15 protein-coding genes are annotated in these 16,411 nt (G+C 37.5%); 6 read left to right on the top strand and 9 right to left on the bottom strand.

Annotated features, from left to right (window positions below):
- The first annotated feature begins 218 nt into the window (after positions 1–218).
- Positions 219–662 (top strand): ATP-binding protein, encoded by a 444-nt coding sequence (locus tag K2F26_RS06820; RefSeq protein WP_220610869.1) that lies wholly within the window; start codon positions 219–221, stop codon positions 660–662.
- A gap of 88 nt (positions 663–750) precedes the next feature.
- Here the strand turns inward: K2F26_RS06820 and pyrE are convergent, their stop codons facing one another.
- Positions 751–1,365, bottom strand: coding sequence for an orotate phosphoribosyltransferase (gene pyrE / locus K2F26_RS06815; protein WP_220610868.1), 615 nt, complete (start codon positions 1,363–1,365; stop codon positions 751–753).
- A gap of 553 nt (positions 1,366–1,918) precedes the next feature.
- On the bottom strand, positions 1,919–2,410 hold the full coding sequence (locus K2F26_RS06810) for a GNAT family N-acetyltransferase (protein ID WP_220611811.1): 492 nt from the start codon (positions 2,408–2,410) through the stop codon (positions 1,919–1,921).
- A 351-nt stretch (positions 2,411–2,761) separates the two neighbouring features.
- Between K2F26_RS06810 and blaOXA the strand changes: the two genes are divergently transcribed.
- On the top strand, positions 2,762–3,559 hold the full coding sequence (gene blaOXA, locus K2F26_RS06805) for a class D beta-lactamase (protein ID WP_220610867.1): 798 nt from the start codon (positions 2,762–2,764) through the stop codon (positions 3,557–3,559).
- Between the two features lie 47 nt (positions 3,560–3,606).
- On the opposite strand, the gene K2F26_RS06800 is transcribed toward blaOXA, so the two are convergent.
- From K2F26_RS06800 to patD, 4 genes are all read right to left on the bottom strand, one after another.
- Positions 3,607–4,326: a class I SAM-dependent methyltransferase gene (locus tag K2F26_RS06800; RefSeq protein ID WP_220610866.1), complete on the bottom strand. Its 720-nt coding sequence runs from the start codon at positions 4,324–4,326 to the stop codon at positions 3,607–3,609.
- A gap of 51 nt (positions 4,327–4,377) precedes the next feature.
- Positions 4,378–6,027: a dipeptide ABC transporter ATP-binding protein gene (locus K2F26_RS06795; RefSeq protein WP_220610865.1), complete on the bottom strand. Its 1,650-nt coding sequence runs from the start codon at positions 6,025–6,027 to the stop codon at positions 4,378–4,380.
- A 169-nt stretch (positions 6,028–6,196) separates the two neighbouring features.
- Positions 6,197–7,423: a hypothetical protein gene (locus tag K2F26_RS06790; RefSeq protein ID WP_220610864.1), complete on the bottom strand. Its 1,227-nt coding sequence runs from the start codon at positions 7,421–7,423 to the stop codon at positions 6,197–6,199.
- A 93-nt stretch (positions 7,424–7,516) separates the two neighbouring features.
- On the bottom strand, positions 7,517–7,870 hold the full coding sequence (gene patD / locus K2F26_RS06785) for a heterocyst frequency control protein PatD (RefSeq protein ID WP_194053180.1): 354 nt from the start codon (positions 7,868–7,870) through the stop codon (positions 7,517–7,519).
- Between the two features lie 276 nt (positions 7,871–8,146).
- Between patD and K2F26_RS06780 the strand changes: the two genes are divergently transcribed.
- Positions 8,147–10,417, top strand: a complete 2,271-nt coding sequence (locus K2F26_RS06780; protein ID WP_220610863.1) for a RelA/SpoT family protein — start codon at positions 8,147–8,149, stop codon at positions 10,415–10,417.
- Positions 10,418–10,555: 138 nt separating this feature from the next.
- On the opposite strand, the gene glmU is transcribed toward K2F26_RS06780, so the two are convergent.
- A complete protein-coding gene (glmU, locus tag K2F26_RS06775; RefSeq protein ID WP_220610862.1) occupies positions 10,556–11,911 on the bottom strand; it encodes a bifunctional UDP-N-acetylglucosamine diphosphorylase/glucosamine-1-phosphate N-acetyltransferase GlmU in 1,356 nt (451 codons plus the stop codon).
- Between the two features lie 135 nt (positions 11,912–12,046).
- Complete coding sequence (locus K2F26_RS06770; protein WP_220610861.1) at positions 12,047–12,934, bottom strand: tRNA (5-methylaminomethyl-2-thiouridine)(34)-methyltransferase MnmD; 888 nt, start codon at positions 12,932–12,934, stop codon at positions 12,047–12,049.
- A 96-nt stretch (positions 12,935–13,030) separates the two neighbouring features.
- Between K2F26_RS06770 and K2F26_RS06765 the strand changes: the two genes are divergently transcribed.
- The 3 genes from K2F26_RS06765 (at position 13,031) to K2F26_RS06755 (ending at position 16,097) form a co-directional block, all read left to right on the top strand.
- On the top strand, positions 13,031–13,849 hold the full coding sequence (locus tag K2F26_RS06765; RefSeq protein ID WP_220610860.1) for a sulfurtransferase: 819 nt from the start codon (positions 13,031–13,033) through the stop codon (positions 13,847–13,849).
- 331 nt (positions 13,850–14,180) lie between these two features.
- Positions 14,181–14,831 carry a YqiA/YcfP family alpha/beta fold hydrolase gene (locus tag K2F26_RS06760; protein WP_220610859.1) on the top strand — a complete coding sequence of 217 codons (651 nt, stop codon included), beginning with the start codon at positions 14,181–14,183 and terminating at the stop codon, positions 14,829–14,831.
- A 117-nt stretch (positions 14,832–14,948) separates the two neighbouring features.
- On the top strand, positions 14,949–16,097 hold the full coding sequence (locus K2F26_RS06755) for a histidinol-phosphate transaminase (RefSeq protein ID WP_220611810.1): 1,149 nt from the start codon (positions 14,949–14,951) through the stop codon (positions 16,095–16,097).
- 119 nt (positions 16,098–16,216) lie between these two features.
- Here K2F26_RS06755 and K2F26_RS06750 read toward each other — a convergent pair whose 3' ends face one another.
- On the bottom strand, positions 16,217–16,411 hold the full coding sequence (locus K2F26_RS06750) for a hypothetical protein (protein ID WP_220610858.1): 195 nt from the start codon (positions 16,409–16,411) through the stop codon (positions 16,217–16,219).

Genomic DNA, 16,411 nt, shown 5'->3' with positions numbered 1-16,411 from the left:
CTATTTTGAAGACCGGATTTTTAGTTTTGGGTGTAAAATATAAAAATATAGCAGTTGCCAGAGTAACTAGGAATATTTTAAATTCTGGGATCTTGGTTCAAACAAGATTTTGAAACAGCTAACTGCTAACTGCCATAAAAGCTATTCCAAAATCTAAAACCACCAAAAAACAAACACAAGTTACGTTTTTTACTTACTTAATATTCTAGTCACGGTCAATGCTTACTACAGTGCAGCAAGACCATCTGACGGTGAAGAGCGATCTGAAGCTCCAAAACCAAGTGCAACAATGGTTTGAAAAATTTTCTCTGCAATATTTAGCTCAAAGAGGTTGGTCAGAAAGCCAACTCTATCGTCTCAATTTAGCATTAGCAGAAGGCTTTACTAATGCAGTTCGTCATGCTCATCGGACTTTACCGCCAGAAACAAATATAGAAATTGAATTGAGTCTGTGGGTAGACAGACTGGAAATAAGAATTTGGGATTACGGTAAACCTTTTAATCCTGATCAGATACCTGAACCAAAACCAGGTACTTTGCAAGATCATGGGTATGGATGGTTTCTGATTCGGCGTGTGGCAGATTATGTTGTTTATGAACGTAATTCTGATAACAGAAATTGTCTGTTAATTGTCAAATATCGTTTAGAAGAGCAACATTAATTTTTGAAATAACCCAGTCCGTTGATAAATATTCCGTACTGGGATAGATTTCTATTTAGACTAAGTTTGTCCTAATATCTACTATTTGCTACATTTGCTGATACCTTGCTTGTAAATCCTGAATAGAAAAGAGCGCATCAAACTGTAAACCAGCAGATTTATATAATTCTGCGCCTCCTTGAAGTCTGTCGATCAAAGAAATTACCCTATCAACGGTATAACCTGCTGCTTGTAAACGTTTAACTGCTTTCAGTGCAGATTGGCCAGTTGTCACTACATCTTCCAGGACTACAACTTTTGCACCTGTGGGTAAAGTAGGACCTTCAATGTAAGCCATTGTGCCATGACCCTTAGCTTCTTTGCGAATAATTAACGCTGGTATGGGGCGATTTTCATAGACAGAAACCACACTGACAGCGGAAACAATAGGGTCAGCACCCAGAGTTAAACCGGCGACAGCCTGTGTATCTACTGGTAGAATATGTAATATCAACCTACCTATAGCTAAAGCTCCTTGGGGGTGCAGTGTAACCTGTTTACCATTAATATAGTAAGAACTACGTTGTCCAGAGGAAAGAACAAAATCACCTTCTTGATAAGCAAGTTGGCAAAATAAATTTAGTAACTTCTGACGCAGGGTAGTTAAATCAGTAGTGGTTGCCCAAATATCCGATGGGTTGGATGTTTCAGTAGAATACGACATTACAAACCGTTAAAAGTTGTGCTACACCAAAGGTGGAACTAATGAAAGTTCTGAAATTAAGCATAAATTAAGAGTTGCCCAAGTTTACCTAAAAATTGAGGATTTGTAAACATGAGTATAAACTTGCCTAGACTGGGTATGTTTTTAATAAAAACCGCTTTAATAGTTTAACTTCTAGCTAAATATATAGAATTCAGGAGTGAGGAGTCAGAGGTTGTTTGAAAAGTCTAAATTCATACATCCCTTGGCGATTATAAATCGCGTCTACACAGATCAAACCCACCTTCGTGGGTTCAAAAGCCTTGATTTTTCATTAGTCCACTAGTGGACTTCGTTTGTATAGTAGCGTATCCCTAACGGGACCGGAAGCTCTATTATATTCGCCGATAGCGTAGCGTGGCGTTAGCCATAAACTTTTAAAACATCCTCTCAGGAGTCAGGAGTTATTAATTTTGGATTTTGGATTTTGGATTTTGGATTTTGGATTGTTTTTGTCAAATCCAATCTAAAATCTAAAATTTTCTTCCCCAATCACCTGTCACCTATTTCACTTTTACCCAACTCGTAAACCCAGAATAATTAAATCTCTTTCTACGCCGGCTAAATCGGCAATTTTGGGTAAATATCCCCAGTTTTGAAAACCAAATTTAGCAAATAGTTTTAAACTAGGTTGATTGTGAGCAAAAATAAAGCTGACTAAAGTTTTTAAACCTAAATTTGGACTTTCATTAATTGCTTTTTCTAACAGCAGCTTTCCTAAACCACGTTGTTGAAAGTTTGGGGAAATATAAATACTTATTTCAGCGGTGGAATGGTAAGCTGGTCTACCATAAAAGGATTGAAAACTCAGCCATCCGGCAATGATACCGTCTATTTCTACTACCCAGAGGGGACGTTGTGAAGGTACTCTTCCCTGAAACCAAGCCATGCGACTTTCTACGGTTACGGGTTCTAAATCGGCTGTGGCCATGCGTGTGGGAACAGCAGCGTTATAAATGGCTACAATTTCTGGTAAGTCTGTTTCTGTGGCATGGCGAATAATCATTGCGGCTTTTTGGGCAAAATTCAAATTATCGGTACAATCTTCACAAATCATACACTGTCACCGCAAAATTTATGAGCATTTTTAATCAAGATTTATTGTTTCATCATTAGATAGTTTATTTAACTACAAACTTACAGCACTTTCCATCTACATGAGGTACACTATGGGCGGGCAAGATGCCCACCCCACAAGAGTTTTATCATTAATATCTGTACCTCATAATAACGGAAACTGCTGTAATAATCAGGTATTTATTTTTAAGGAGAAACTATTTTGTTTGGTACTTGTTTGTCGCCTCTGGTGTTGCGCTCCGCGCAATCGCTCAGTTTTGTTTTCACATTCATAATTATCATGAGTTTGAGTCCAAGATATGTCCATGCTCAACCTACTGCCAATGCTTCTGAATCTTTAGTAAAAGGAAATACTAAAGTCCCAGATTTAGGGCGACATTTCCACAAGTTTGGTGTTGTAGGATCGATCATAATTTATGATGCGAAAAATAACCGAACTTATGAACATAATCCTCAACGCAATGTTACTGCTTTTACTCCAGCTTCAACTTTTAAAATTTTTAATGCTTTGACTGCTTTAGAAACTGGTGTGATTGCTGATGATGTAGCTGTTTTGACTTGGGATGGAATTAATCGAGATTTTGCAGGTTGGAATCAGGATACAAATTTGCGTCAAGGTTTTAAATATTCAGTTGTTTGGTTTTATCAAATTCTTGCCCGAAAAATTGGTTATGTGAGAATGCAGGGATGGATTAATAAAGTGGGTTATGGCAACCGTAACATAGGTACTGCTACAGATATTGATAGTTTTTGGTTGCAGGGTCCTTTGAAAATCACTCCTAAAGAACAAGTTAATTTTTTGCAAAGATTATATCAAGGTAATTTACCTTTTTCTCAAAGAACAATAGATATTGTCAAAGATATTATGATCCTGGAAAAAACTCCAGATTACACACTGCGAGCTAAAACGGGCTGGTTAACTAGGAGTAAACAACAAATAGGGTGGTTTGTTGGTTATTTGGAACAAAATGATAATGTCTATTTTTTTGCTACAAATATTGATGTTAATAAACGAGAAGATTTACCTGCACGAATTGAAATTACACGCAGTAGTTTGAAAGATTTAGGTTTATTGTAGTAATGTTAAAAAGCAAGAGGTTGAATCAGTGAAATTTTAATGAAATTTTAAAATCTGACTTTGTACAATTCAAATAATTCTCCTAATTGCTTTTTAACTATTTTCGCACCTGCATTTTTAATTGTTTTTTCCCAATCAGATACAGTCTCTAAAAACACTTCTGCACCTAAATAGGTTTCTAAAACTGCCCAATCTTCCGCTAATGGTTGTTCTGAGTTCAGAATATCAAATACAAAATATCCACCTGGTTTTAATACTCTTTTGACTTCTGATAAAACAGATTGCCAATATTCTAGGGGAAAATAACAACTAAATCCTGTAGCTATAACTAAATCAAATTGTGCTGCATCATAGTTTAATTGATGTGCTGCTCCTAATTCTACACCTTTAAAGAGTTTTGAGTTTAGTTGTGAACCACGAGAATTTAGTGTATCTCTGGCTATATTACTAATTTCTTGACCATAAAAATATGCTTGCCAATCTCTCCAAGGATAGATTAAAAAGCTGACTCCGCAACCAATGTCTAAACAACGTTGGTTTTTTTGCGGTTGGGCAATTTCCCAAAATGGGGAAGCAATTTTATAAGCTAAAATGCCATTTTTCCATTCTTTATAAATTGGCATTTCTTCTATTTCTGCGGGTACTTCAAAGGGTTCTTTTTGATATTCTTTATTGAAACGATAGGCGATTTGTGCTATTCTCTCTTGCCATTTATCTAAGGAATAGTTTTTATTTTTAAATGAATCTATCGGTTGATTTTTAGACATTATTTAATTCGGTAATGGGTAATTGGTAATGGGTAATGGATAATAATGATATTAAACTCTAGCTAATAATGGTGCAGCAGATAAAAGGGTTTTTGTGTAGGGATGTTGGGGATGAGCAAAGATTTCTTTTGTATTTCCTAATTCCACGATTTTACCACCATTCATAACGGCAATGCGATCGCACAAAAAGCGAGCTAACCATAAATCATGGGTAATAAATAAATAGGTTAACTCAAATTCGTCTTTTAATTGTAGCATTAAATCTAAAACTTGTGATTGCACACTGGCATCTAACATACTCACTGGTTCATCACATATTACCAGTTTAGGTTGGGTAATTAAAGCCCTAGCAATGGCTACTCTTTGTTGTTGTCCTCCCGATAAATCTGAAGGATAACGTTGATAATACATTTCTGCTGGTGTTAACCCCACTTTTTCTAACATCCATAAAACCTTTTCTTTGGCTTTTTTAGCATTAGCTAAGTTGTGAATTAATAGGGGATCTGCTATACTCTGTCCCACTGTCATGGCAGGATTTAAACAAGCATGAGGATCTTGAAATACCATTTGGATTTGTCTCCGGGAAGCGCGGATTTCTTTGCGAGATAATTTAGTTAAATCCTGTCCTAAAAATTCTACTTTTCCCGCAGTGGGAGGAATTAATTGTAAAATAGTCCGAGAAAGTGTACTTTTTCCACAACCAGATTCTCCCACTAATCCTAATATTTCCCCTGGATATAATTCTAAATTAATACCATCTACAGCTTTAATTTGTTGTCCTTCACCTTTAAATATTCTTTCAATAAAATTCGGTTCTATGCTATAATGTTTTTGCAGTTCTGTAAGTTTTAAAATTGGTGATTGGTGATTGGTGATTCGTGCTTGGGTAAAGTTTTCAACTTCATCAACGGTTTGAATATGTAATGCTGCTTTTAATAAAGATTGGGTGTATTCATGTTGAGGATTTTTAAAGACATTTTCTGTTTTCCCTGTTTCTACCATTTTACCTTGATACATGACCCCAATGCGATCGCAATATTCCCCTACCATTGCTAAATCATGGGAAATTAATAATAATCCCATATTTTCTTCTGCACACAATCGCGTTAGTTCTTGTAAAATCTGAGCAGAAACGGTAACATCTAAGCTAGTTGTAGGTTCATCAGCGACAATTAATTTAGGATTCAACAGTAAAGCTAACGCAATAGCAACTCTTTGACGCATCCCACCGCTAAATTCATGGGGGTACTGACTCCAACGACTTGCAGGAATTTTCACCTTTTCTAAAGTTGCTAAAGCTTTTTCTTTCGCTTGTTGTTTAGTTAATTCTGGTGAATGCGCTGCTAAGGTCTCTAAACAATGATTACCAATAGTCATTAAAGGATCTAATCTTGTCATGGGGTCTTGAAACACCAAAGCTACCGCTTCACCGCGAAACTTTCGCATTTGCAGAGGCGTTAAATCTAATACTGAATTTCCCCGAAAAATTACCTTACCTTCAACTTGACTAGAGGCAGGTAACAAACGCATAATTGCCCTGCCAATAGTAGATTTACCGCACCCAGACTCACCCACCAAGCCCATTTTTTCCCCTGGTAGTAGTTTAAAAGATACATCATTAACCGCCCAAATTACTGCTTCTTCGTCACGTTGGGGATAAGCTACGCGGAGATTTTCAATCTTAAATAAGGTTTCACTCATAGTTAATTATAGTTAATTATCGTCTATTTATTGTCTACTGATCCACCGTCTTTTATCTGACTAAGCTGTTGTGCATTTAATTTGTATAAATGATACAGGCAAGACTTGTACTGAGCGCAGTCGAAGTATGCCCGCACCACAAGACTTCACTATCTGAAAATTATACAATTTAGCTGCTTGACAGCTTAGAATTTTGCTCAGTTCCACAATGATAACAATAAGGTAACTTTTTGTAAGTTAAATTATGGCAATTGTGACACTCTATATATTGATAATAACCGCAATGAGGACAATAAGCATTATTAGATTTAAGAGTTTTTCCACAATTGATACATTGTGATTTTTGAACTCTTTTAGCAGCTTGAACTTTGCTATTAAATACTACTCCTTGAAAGAACTTGATAATTCCAAAACCTATGAGAGGAATTAGCAAGATATAAACATAACTAATTAAGAATAACAACCCACCCAATAGGTTACTAACAACCTTCAATAAAAATTGAAAGATTACACCAATTTGCAGAAATTGTAAGATTTTGAGAACCAGAGGAATCAAAAATATTACCAATAAGTGCCAGCTAATTAATGCAATAAGTCCATATCCTCGACTTTGACTTATTCTATGGACTAATAAAGCAATAATAATTAAAGGTAGTAGAAAGATAGATTGCAATGTAAACTGAATGCTAGGATACCAAAAGGAGGCTCTTTCATAATCTTGTTTAACTGCCGCGAATTTATTCTCATCTTTGATCAAAGATAGGAAAGTAAGACTTTCTGGTTTAGTAAGAAGTTGGTTTTTAAGATTATTAATTTCTTGTTTAATTTGTGCAATTTGTTGTTGATTTTTATCTAATTCTTGTTTAGCTTTTTCAGCCCTGACTTGATTGATGGAATTTCCGGATGACTGCCCGGCAATTTTTTCCAACAGCGTTGAATCATATTGATTGCGAATATTTGTATTCTCTCTTTCTAATTGATTGATTTTATCTTGTCTCTGATTTATGGTTGTAATATTTTTTTGATTTAGGTCATTATTCAAGTTATCTTTTAACTCACCATAATTTATACATATTTCTGAAACTTTCCCTAAATGTCCTTCTGCTTGAAACTTAGGTTGATTATTGTTCAATAGTACTGAGCTTATGATCATGTCATAATCTTTATTTTTATCACTTTGCTTTTGATAATTCTCCCATTCTAAATAACATGGATAAGCCTGGTAGGGGCTAAGATGCCATCTACTAATATCCTCTAAACCTGTAAAAACATTGATTAAAATGAAAATATCTACTATAATGATTACAATCAAACTCACTTTATTTAGTGGTTCGTTGTTGATTGTTCTGGAGTTGTTAAAAAATTGAGCTAAAATGTTACGTATTTTAGTAAACATATAGAATATTTTATACCAAAATGAGTGTGGTTGTCATGTAGTTGCAACCAACCTACCATGAAAACTATTGCCTTGATAGGAGATTCATATTAGTTAATATTCTCCCTTCTCATCTGGGTGTAAAATAGCCTCACAGTATCGAATTAAAATATTAATGCGCTCTGTAATTGTTTTTAATCGTGCCTGTATTGTAGTAGACTGTCTTGCGCCTTGTAAAAAAATTACATCTACTTCTAATAAACGAAGTTGCTTGCTAATTTCCGTTTGATAAGACTGCTGGCGGTAGTTCAAATCAGTAAATGGTGCGATTTCTTGTAAAAAAAAATGCTGTAAATCGGCTAGATGCGATCGCAAGGTAGGAATATCTAATTGAGTTTTGTTAACATTGGAGCGTAATTCCTCCAGTAATGTTGTCAATTCCTGATATTTTTGCAGATTTAAAGACATTTGGTGCTAGTTGAGATAGTATAAACTACAAGAAAATTTATTTCTAGAATAAACCTTTTTCCCAACTCATTCCTAAGAATAGCCTTAAAACCATCTGTGAGACTTGGTTGATCCTTATGGCTAGTCAGGCTGATCAGTCATGAGATCATCAGGTAATCAGAAAATCATTCTGACAAAATTTTTCCCACCCGTCTGTAGGGCAGCATCGTCAATAGAAGATGCTGTCATTTTCATCTATATCTCACCGATCCACGAAAAACTTATCATTTCTCTTGTATGAGCAGCTTACTTGTTGATTCCTCCGTTGATGTTAGTCTCCCGGAATGGCTTAAAAAATGTTTACGAGAAACATTAGCGAAAAGCAACACGGGAGAAGATGACCGAACGCACAATGATGCCACTTTGATTTGTAATGCCTTTAAATTTGCCTATCAACTGCATCAAGGACAGTATCGTAAATCTGGAGAAGCGTATATTGCCCATCCTGTAGCCGTAGCTGATTTACTACGCGATTTAGGTGGTAGTGCTGCTATGATAGCAGCTGGATTTCTTCATGATGTAGTTGAAGATACAGAAGTTACAATTGAACAAATAGAAGACAATTTTGGGGCAGAAGTGCGCCAGTTAGTAGAAGGTGTCACCAAGCTTTCTAAAATCAATTTCACCAGTAAAACCGAAAGTCAAGCGGAAAATTTCCGCCGAATGTTTTTGGCAATGGCGCAGGATATTCGGGTAATTGTGGTGAAATTGGCGGATCGTTTGCATAATATGCGAACCTTACAATATATGTCAGAAGCCAGCCGTCGTCGCAGCGCCCAGGAAACACGAGATATATTTGCACCTTTAGCCAATCGTTTGGGTATTTGGCATATTAAATGGGAATTAGAGGATTTAGCCTTTAAATATTTAGAACCTGATGCTTACCGAGAAATTCAACAGCACGTTGCGGAAAAACGGACAGCACGGGAAGAAAAATTGACTAAAGCTAAGGAAGTGTTGCGGGAGAGAATGCAACAAGCGGGTATTAAATGTTTGGAGGTTAGCGGTCGCCCCAAACATCTGTATAGCATTTATCAAAAAATGCAGCGACAGCAAAAAGAATTCCATGAAATTTATGATTTGGCTGCACTGAGAATCATTGTCCAAACTAATGAAGAATGTTATCGGGCTTTGGCGGTGGTTCATGATGCTTTTCGTCCTATTCCCGGCAGATTTAAAGATTACATTGGTTTACCCAAACCTAACCGTTACCAATCCTTGCATACAGGGGTGATAGGTTTGACCGGTCGCCCGTTGGAAGTGCAAATTCGCACAATGGAGATGCACCATGTTGCAGAGTATGGTATTGCTGCTCATTGGAAGTATAAAGAAACAGGCGGTTCTACCAGTCAGGTAACAGGAGCAGATGAAAAATTTACTTGGTTGCGGCAACTATTGGAATGGCAGAGTGATTTAAAAGACGCGCAAGAATATTTAGATAGTATCAAAGATAATTTATTTGAAGATGATGTTTATGTTTTCACTCCCAAGGGGGATGTTGTACCTCTAAGTCCCGGATCTACAAGTATAGATTTTGCTTATCGAATTCATACAGAGGTCGGAAACCATTGTGCAGGGGCGCGGGTAAATGGGCGCATTGTGCCGTTATCCACCCGATTACAAAATGGGGATATTGTTGATATTATTACGCAAAAAAATAGCCATCCGAGTTTGGATTGGTTGAATTTTGTCAGGACTTCGGCGGCGAAATATCGGATTAAACAATGGTACAAGCGATCGCGCAGGGAAGAAAATCTAGCGCGGGGAAGGGATTTATTAGAGAAGGAACTGGGTAAAACAGGTTTTGATCACTTGTTGAAATCAGACGCAATGCAAACTGTGGCAGAAAAGTGCAATTATCACAGTGTGGAAGATTTACTGGCAGGTTTAGGTTACGGGGAAATTACCTTAAACTTAGTGTTAAACCGCTGGCGAGAAGTGGTAAAAGCACAACAACCTGTAGCTGATGTGATTCCATTTATTCCCAAAGAATCAACATCAAAAACTACACGGGAAACTTCACCCACTACATCCCGTGCTAGTGATTCACCGATTATTGGCGTGGAAGGATTGGTTTATCATATAGCTGGATGCTGTACGCCGATTCCTGGTGAAGCGATTATTGGGGTGGTAACGCGGGGACGAGGTATATCCATTCATCGCCAAGGATGTCATAATATTGACAATGTGGAATGTGAGCGCCTAGTACCCGTAAGATGGAATACTGCTACAGAACATCATGGCCGTCCTCACACTTACCCCATAGAGATTCAAATTGAAACTTTGGATCGAGTGGGAATCTTAAAAGATATTTTATCGCGGTTGAGTGATCAAGGTATCAATGTGCGTCATGCTAACGTGAAAACAGCTTTGGGACAACCTGCGTTGATGGATTTGGGAATTGATATCCGCGATCGCAATCAATTAGAACATCTGTTTGTGCAGATTAGAAAAATGAGTGATATTCTTAACATTCGCAGAGTCGGTCAAATAGAAGAATCAAAGTAATTGATAATTGACAATTGAAAATTGACAATTGTTTCATTCAAGGTTTAAAACCTCCCCTTTCCAGGGGAAAAATCAAAAATCCGCTTTTTCAATCCTCTCCCTTCAAGGGAGAGGTAATTGTCAATTATTGAAATTTCCTCAACTTTCAGCTTTGATCTTCCAACCTGGTTTAACTACCTGACGACTCCGGGCAATGACTAAAGCTTCATTTTCCACATCTTCTGTCACCGTTGAACCTGCGGCAATATAAACATCATTACCGATGGTAATAGGTGCGACTAAAACACTATTAGAACCGGTTTTGGTGCGATCGCCTATTCTGGTTCTATGTTTTTTCACTCCATCATAATTAGCGGTAATTGTTCCTGCACCAATATTTACCTGAGTTCCCGCAGTTGTATCACCCAAATAAGAAAGGTGTGCAACATTAGAACCGTTCCCTAATTGAGTATTTTTCAACTCGACAAAATTACCAATTCTGCAATTTTCACCCACTTCCGCATGGCCACGCAAATGAGCATAAGGACCAATACGAGTTCCTGCTTCCACAAAACTATCTTTGACTACAGAATATTGAACAGTCACATTTTCACCTATTTGACTATTTTCAATTAAACTTCCAGGTCCTATGCGACTACCAGATTTAATCAATGTTTTACCCCGTAAATGAGTTTGCGGTTCAATAATTACATCTGGCTGTAATTCTACAGTTTCATCAATTGTCACACTAGCAGGATCAATAATTGTCACCCCTGCCAAAAGCCATTTTTCCTTGATGCGTCTTTGCAAAATATCGTAAGCTGTGGCTAATTGCAATCTATCATTAATTCCTAGAATTTCTTGCTCATCTTCCACATCTACAGCCATTACTTTACCTACTTGGGTAACAGCATCAGTGAGATAATATTCTTTTTGGGCATTATTATTTTGTAAATGTGGTAAAAAGTTTGCTAAATCAGTCCAACGGAAACAGTAAATACCAGCATTAACACGGTGATTTTTTCTTTGTTCAGGAGTGCAATCTTTATCCTCAACCATTTTCTGCACAATGCTGTTTTCATCACAAAAAACTCTTCCGTAACCTTGGGGATTTGATAAATGTGCTGTGAGAATAGTACAGGAATTTTGATTTTCTTGATGAATTTGTAACAGGTTTTTCAGAGTTTCAGTTCTCAACAAAGGTACATCACCATTCAAAATTAATAAATCCCCAGTGTAACCTTCTAGATGGGGAAGTAATTGTTGTATAGCGTGACCTGTACCTAATTGTACAGTTTGTTCCACAAATTCTAATTCAGAATTTCCACCTAAAGCTGTTTTCACTTCTTCAGACTGATACCCAACAATTACTAACCTGCGTTCAGGTGCAAGAGGTTCTACACTTTTAATCACCCGCTCAACTAAGGACTTTCCACCTAAAGAGTGTAAAACTTTAGGTAGGTTAGATTTCATTCTTGTGCCTTTTCCAGCGGCGAGAATTGCTACAACAACCATAATTAATTATCAGTAAATGACAATAAATGCTTTTTTGACTTGGAGATTCAAGGCTAAATCATATCAGTTAATTATCTAGGGTTTATAAAGTCTTTCCGTGTTCGTGCAGCGTGACGTAAACCCTAATTATTAATATCAAGCCTGTCCTAGCCATCGTTTGCGCCATTTGGAAGTAGGTTCTAAGGGACTGGTTTGTTGTTCTTGTTGCCTTATGCTTAATATTAACTCAGCCGTATAACTTAAAGCAGGATCTCGATAAGGAATAGCAGCGCGAGTTTGTAAATGTTCTTTTTCAGCCAGTGAAAGCGGATAAATCCCTGTAATGTCATTTACCCCATCGGGATATGCTGCAATAGTACCAGGAGTGCGTCTTCCTACAGGTGCGGTAGAACCTATTACCAACTTAGCCGCTAAAAGTGCAGTGCGTACAGCAGCAGCACAGGAATAAGTCGCTAATAACCCATCTCTGTGTAAACACTGCGTTAATTTTTGTATAAATTCTACAGTCCATAATTGGGGACAATGGGGTGGTGAAAAGGGATCAAGAAAAATAGCATCGGCTAAAAAACCAGATTTACCTACTTCTTGAATTAATTTTCTAGCATCACCTATGAGTAATTTGGCTTGTAAGCGATTTGTTTGACAATAGTGCTTAAATGCTAATTCAGTTAAAATTTTTCTATACTCATCATCCCAATCATTAAATATATCCTGGCTAATTGCTGCTTTGGGAACTTCGGGATTTATTTCTAAACCAATAACTTCTACTATACAAGTAGGATTTTCTTGCCAAATTACCTCCAAAGCAGCCGCTGTATTGTATCCTAGTCCATAACAAACATCTAAAATTTTGACTATTCCTTTCCTAGCTACTTTCTGTACTTGAGTTGGAACTGCAAATTTTAGATAACTCTCTTGTTTTGCTCCATAATTACTATGAAAAGCTTCATTAAATTCTGGAGAGAAAAAAGTAAAAGAACCATCTTTTGTAGATTGAAGTGTAAAATTATTTGTATCTGACATTTTTCTCGTTACCTCATTTCAATATTCATCATTCAGCAGTTAGGATACTGGGTGAGCGAGAATAACCTTCTTTCTGTCACCTGTCACCTGTCACCTATGATTAATCATCAATTTGTTGTTTCTCCCGCATGGCTATTTACCCATCTTAATGATTCCCAAGTAGTCATTATTGATTGTCGCTTTTCTTTGGCTGATCCACAATTAGGACAAAACCAATATCAAACAAGTCATATTCCAGGAGCTTACTATTTAGATTTAAATCAGGATTTATCTAGCCCTGTCGCTGAACATGGAGGAAGACATCCTTTACCTAACCCCAATAATTTAGCTGATAAATTAGCAAACATCGGGGTAACATCGCAAAAAACTTTAGTAGTCGCTTATGATGATTCACGTTTGGCTTTTGCATCTCGTTTGTGGTGGTTATTGCGTTATTTAGGACATGAACAAGTAGCTATTTTAGATGGTGGTTTTGCTGGTTGGCAAAAAGCTAGTTATCCTGTTACAGATGTAATTCCAGCACCTAAAATGGGAACTTTTACCCCTCAGTTAAATGAAGAAAAAGTTGTAGACTATACTTATGTTAAAAATTTCAAAGATAGTCCAGATGTAGTTTTAGTAGATTCAAGAGATGGCGATCGCTATCGTGGAGAACGAGAACCAACCGATAAAATAGCTGGTCATATTCCTGGTGCTGTAAACTATCCTTGGCAAGAAGTCACCGACACTTCCGGTTTCTTACTTCCCCAATCAGAACAACGTCAGCGATGGGAAAAAATAGCACCTACTACAGAAATTTTAGTTTATTGTGGTTCTGGTGTAACCGCCTGTGTCAATTTACTTTCTTTAGAACTAGCTGGAATTTCCACAGCTAAACTTTATGCAGGTAGTTGGAGTGATTGGATTAGTTATTAGAAATAGAGAATAGGGAATAGGTGATTGGGGACTGGACACTAAAGAACTAGCTAGAAAAATCAATCGCTCTAATAACAACGCCAATAATAACTCCAACAATCGCTCTAACAATAGAGAATCTAGGCGCGAACAAAGATTTATCAACCGTCCTACCAGAGATAATTTAGGAAGAGAATCAATCAGGAATAATCCTTTGGGATCAATAGATTCTTTTGTCAAAACAGGAGAAGTCATCCGCGAAAATAGACAGAATAACAACCCTGGAAATAATCCTAGAAATAATCCTGGTAACAATTAAGTTTTGAGTTAATAATGGATCGGGAGTTTTAATTTGACTTCATTCATCTATCTTCATGGCTTTGCTTCCAGTCCTAAATCAACCAAAGCACAGGATTTGAGCGATCGCTTTACCCAAATTCAGATCAAGTTAAAAATTCCCGATTTAAATGCTGGTGATTTTTCCCATCTCACCATTAGCCGTCAATTAAATCAGGTTAAATCTGAATTTCCTGATCCATCCATACCTGTAACGCTGATTGGTTCTAGTTTAGGTGGTTTAACATCTGCTCATTTGGCACAACAAAACCTACAAGTGCAACGCTTAGTGTTACTAGCACCAGCTTTTGGGTTTTTATCCCATTGGTTGCCCTCTTTAGGAGCAGAAAAAATCAAACGTTGGCAGCAGGAAGAATATCTCTTGGTATATCACTATGGCGAAGGAAGAGAATTACCTTTAAGTTATAATTTTGTCACCGATGCAGCCCAATACCAGGAAAACTTGTTACAACGTCCCATTCCTACCCTGATTTTGCATGGCAAACAAGATGAAGTTATTCCTATTCAAGCTAGTCGAGATTTTGCGCGATCGCGTCCTTGGGTAGAATTAATAGAATTGGATAGCGATCACGCCTTGGGTAATGTTACAGATGAAATTTGGCAAGCCATTCCCTCATTCTGCAAACTGGGGAATGGTGACTGGTGACTTGGCATTGGGCATTGGGCATTGGGCTATTCATCTTCCCCTACCTGCCCTGCGTCCCCTGCTTGCTGCCTTCTGCTTTCTGTTCCCTCTTAATAGTTCCCTAACAACTAACAAATGATGCTTCCATTTATTCGTTCTGATTTAAACCAATTTTCTGCTTACAAACCCCACCCCAGCAGCAATACAAGCGAACCGGTTGCAACGCAATTTGATCGGCTGGATACTAATGAAAGTCCCTATGATTTGCCATCAGAGATCAAAGAAAAATTAGCATGGACTTTTCAACAAGTCATTGAAAGCAATCGTTATCCTGATGGTGGACATGAGGCGCTCAAAGAAGCGATCGCCGAATATGTCAATGAGTCAGCTAACCTTTCATTCTCCACTTTCACCGCTGCTCATATTTCTGTAGGTAATGGTTCCGATGAACTGATTCGTTCTTTATTAATCGCCACCTGTTTGGGGGGAGAAGGTTCGATTTTAGTTGCTAATCCAACTTTTTCCATGTATGCCATTTTGGCGCAAACTCTGGGCATTCCTGTGGTGAGTGTGGGTAGAAATGCAAGCAATTTTGAAATAGATTTGACAGCGGCACAATCAGCCCTAGAAGAAACTCAAAATCCTCCAATTCGGGTGGTTTTCGTCGTTCATCCCAATTCCCCCACAGCTAATAGTTTGACTGCGGCAGAAGTAACATGGTTGAAAAGTTTACCAGAGGAAATTTTGGTAGTGATTGATGAAGCTTACTTTGAATTTAGCCAAACTACCTTAGTTGGGGAATTAGCACAGCATTCCAACTGGGTAGTGTTGCGGACTTTTTCCAAAGCTTTCCGGTTAGCAGCTATGCGAGTAGGCTATTGTGTAGGTCATCCCGATGCGATCGCTATTTTAGAAAAAGTCCGTCTTCCTTACAATCTACCCAGTTTTTCCCTTGCTTCCGCTTTAGTAGCTTTACAAAATCGCCAACTTTTGCTGAGTTCCATTCCCCAAACTCTGAGTGAACGCAGTAAACTGATCACGGCTTTATCCCCACACCCAGCATTAGAAGTTACAGCTAGTGATACTAACTTTATTTACCTGCGTCTGAAACCGAATACTTCTCAACCAGTCAATGAAGCTTTAAAAATGATCAATCAAACACTCACAAATGAAGGAACTTTAATCAGATTATTGCCTGGGGGATTGAGAATTACTCTAGGAACACCAGAAGAAAACTCTCGTACCTTGACGCGATTACAAACAGCTTTAGCCAAGCTGGAATATTAACTATATTAACTATTCTAGGACTTACGCATTGACAGGATCAACCAAATATGAGGTATGGGTTTCAGGCTTTTTAACGTGATTTTTTAATGATTTTTGAGCGATCGCTATTGAATCGGAAGTTAATCGTCAAAAGCCTGAAATGGCGGATTTTCGTTCATCCACATCATGGTGAATTTGTACAGTGCGTAAGTCCTATATTCATAATCAAAACATTCATCGTCTAAATCATTACCAAGACGAGGCACTATTGTCACTGTTTGCGGCAACACACCCACTAACATAGGAAAAGCAGCATCTGGCAGATCAGCAACCAT

It is taken from the genome of Sphaerospermopsis torques-reginae ITEP-024, from assembly GCF_019598945.1.
Classification (GTDB): Bacteria; Cyanobacteriota; Cyanobacteriia; order Cyanobacteriales; family Nostocaceae; genus Sphaerospermopsis.
This window is presented reverse-complemented; position numbering and strand designations above follow the sequence as displayed.

Bases quoted from the DNA above. Each gene is read 5' to 3' on its own strand.
- K2F26_RS06820 (WP_220610869.1), top strand. From the start codon at position 219: ATGCTTACTACAGTGCAGCAAGACCATCTGACGGTGAAGAGCGATCTG.
- pyrE (WP_220610868.1), bottom strand. From the start codon at position 1,365: ATGTCGTATTCTACTGAAACATCCAACCCATCGGATATTTGGGCAACC.
- K2F26_RS06810 (WP_220611811.1), bottom strand. From the start codon at position 2,410: ATGATTATTCGCCATGCCACAGAAACAGACTTACCAGAAATTGTAGCC.
- blaOXA (WP_220610867.1), top strand. From the start codon at position 2,762: ATGAGTTTGAGTCCAAGATATGTCCATGCTCAACCTACTGCCAATGCT.
- K2F26_RS06800 (WP_220610866.1), bottom strand. From the start codon at position 4,326: ATGTCTAAAAATCAACCGATAGATTCATTTAAAAATAAAAACTATTCC.
- K2F26_RS06795 (WP_220610865.1), bottom strand. From the start codon at position 6,027: ATGAGTGAAACCTTATTTAAGATTGAAAATCTCCGCGTAGCTTATCCC.
- K2F26_RS06790 (WP_220610864.1), bottom strand. From the start codon at position 7,423: ATGTTTACTAAAATACGTAACATTTTAGCTCAATTTTTTAACAACTCC.
- patD (WP_194053180.1), bottom strand. From the start codon at position 7,870: ATGTCTTTAAATCTGCAAAAATATCAGGAATTGACAACATTACTGGAG.
- K2F26_RS06780 (WP_220610863.1), top strand. From the start codon at position 8,147: ATGAGCAGCTTACTTGTTGATTCCTCCGTTGATGTTAGTCTCCCGGAA.
- glmU (WP_220610862.1), bottom strand. From the start codon at position 11,911: ATGGTTGTTGTAGCAATTCTCGCCGCTGGAAAAGGCACAAGAATGAAA.
- K2F26_RS06770 (WP_220610861.1), bottom strand. From the start codon at position 12,934: ATGTCAGATACAAATAATTTTACACTTCAATCTACAAAAGATGGTTCT.
- K2F26_RS06765 (WP_220610860.1), top strand. From the start codon at position 13,031: ATGATTAATCATCAATTTGTTGTTTCTCCCGCATGGCTATTTACCCAT.
- K2F26_RS06755 (WP_220611810.1), top strand. From the start codon at position 14,949: ATGCTTCCATTTATTCGTTCTGATTTAAACCAATTTTCTGCTTACAAA.
- K2F26_RS06750 (WP_220610858.1), bottom strand. From the start codon at position 16,411: ATGGTTGCTGATCTGCCAGATGCTGCTTTTCCTATGTTAGTGGGTGTG.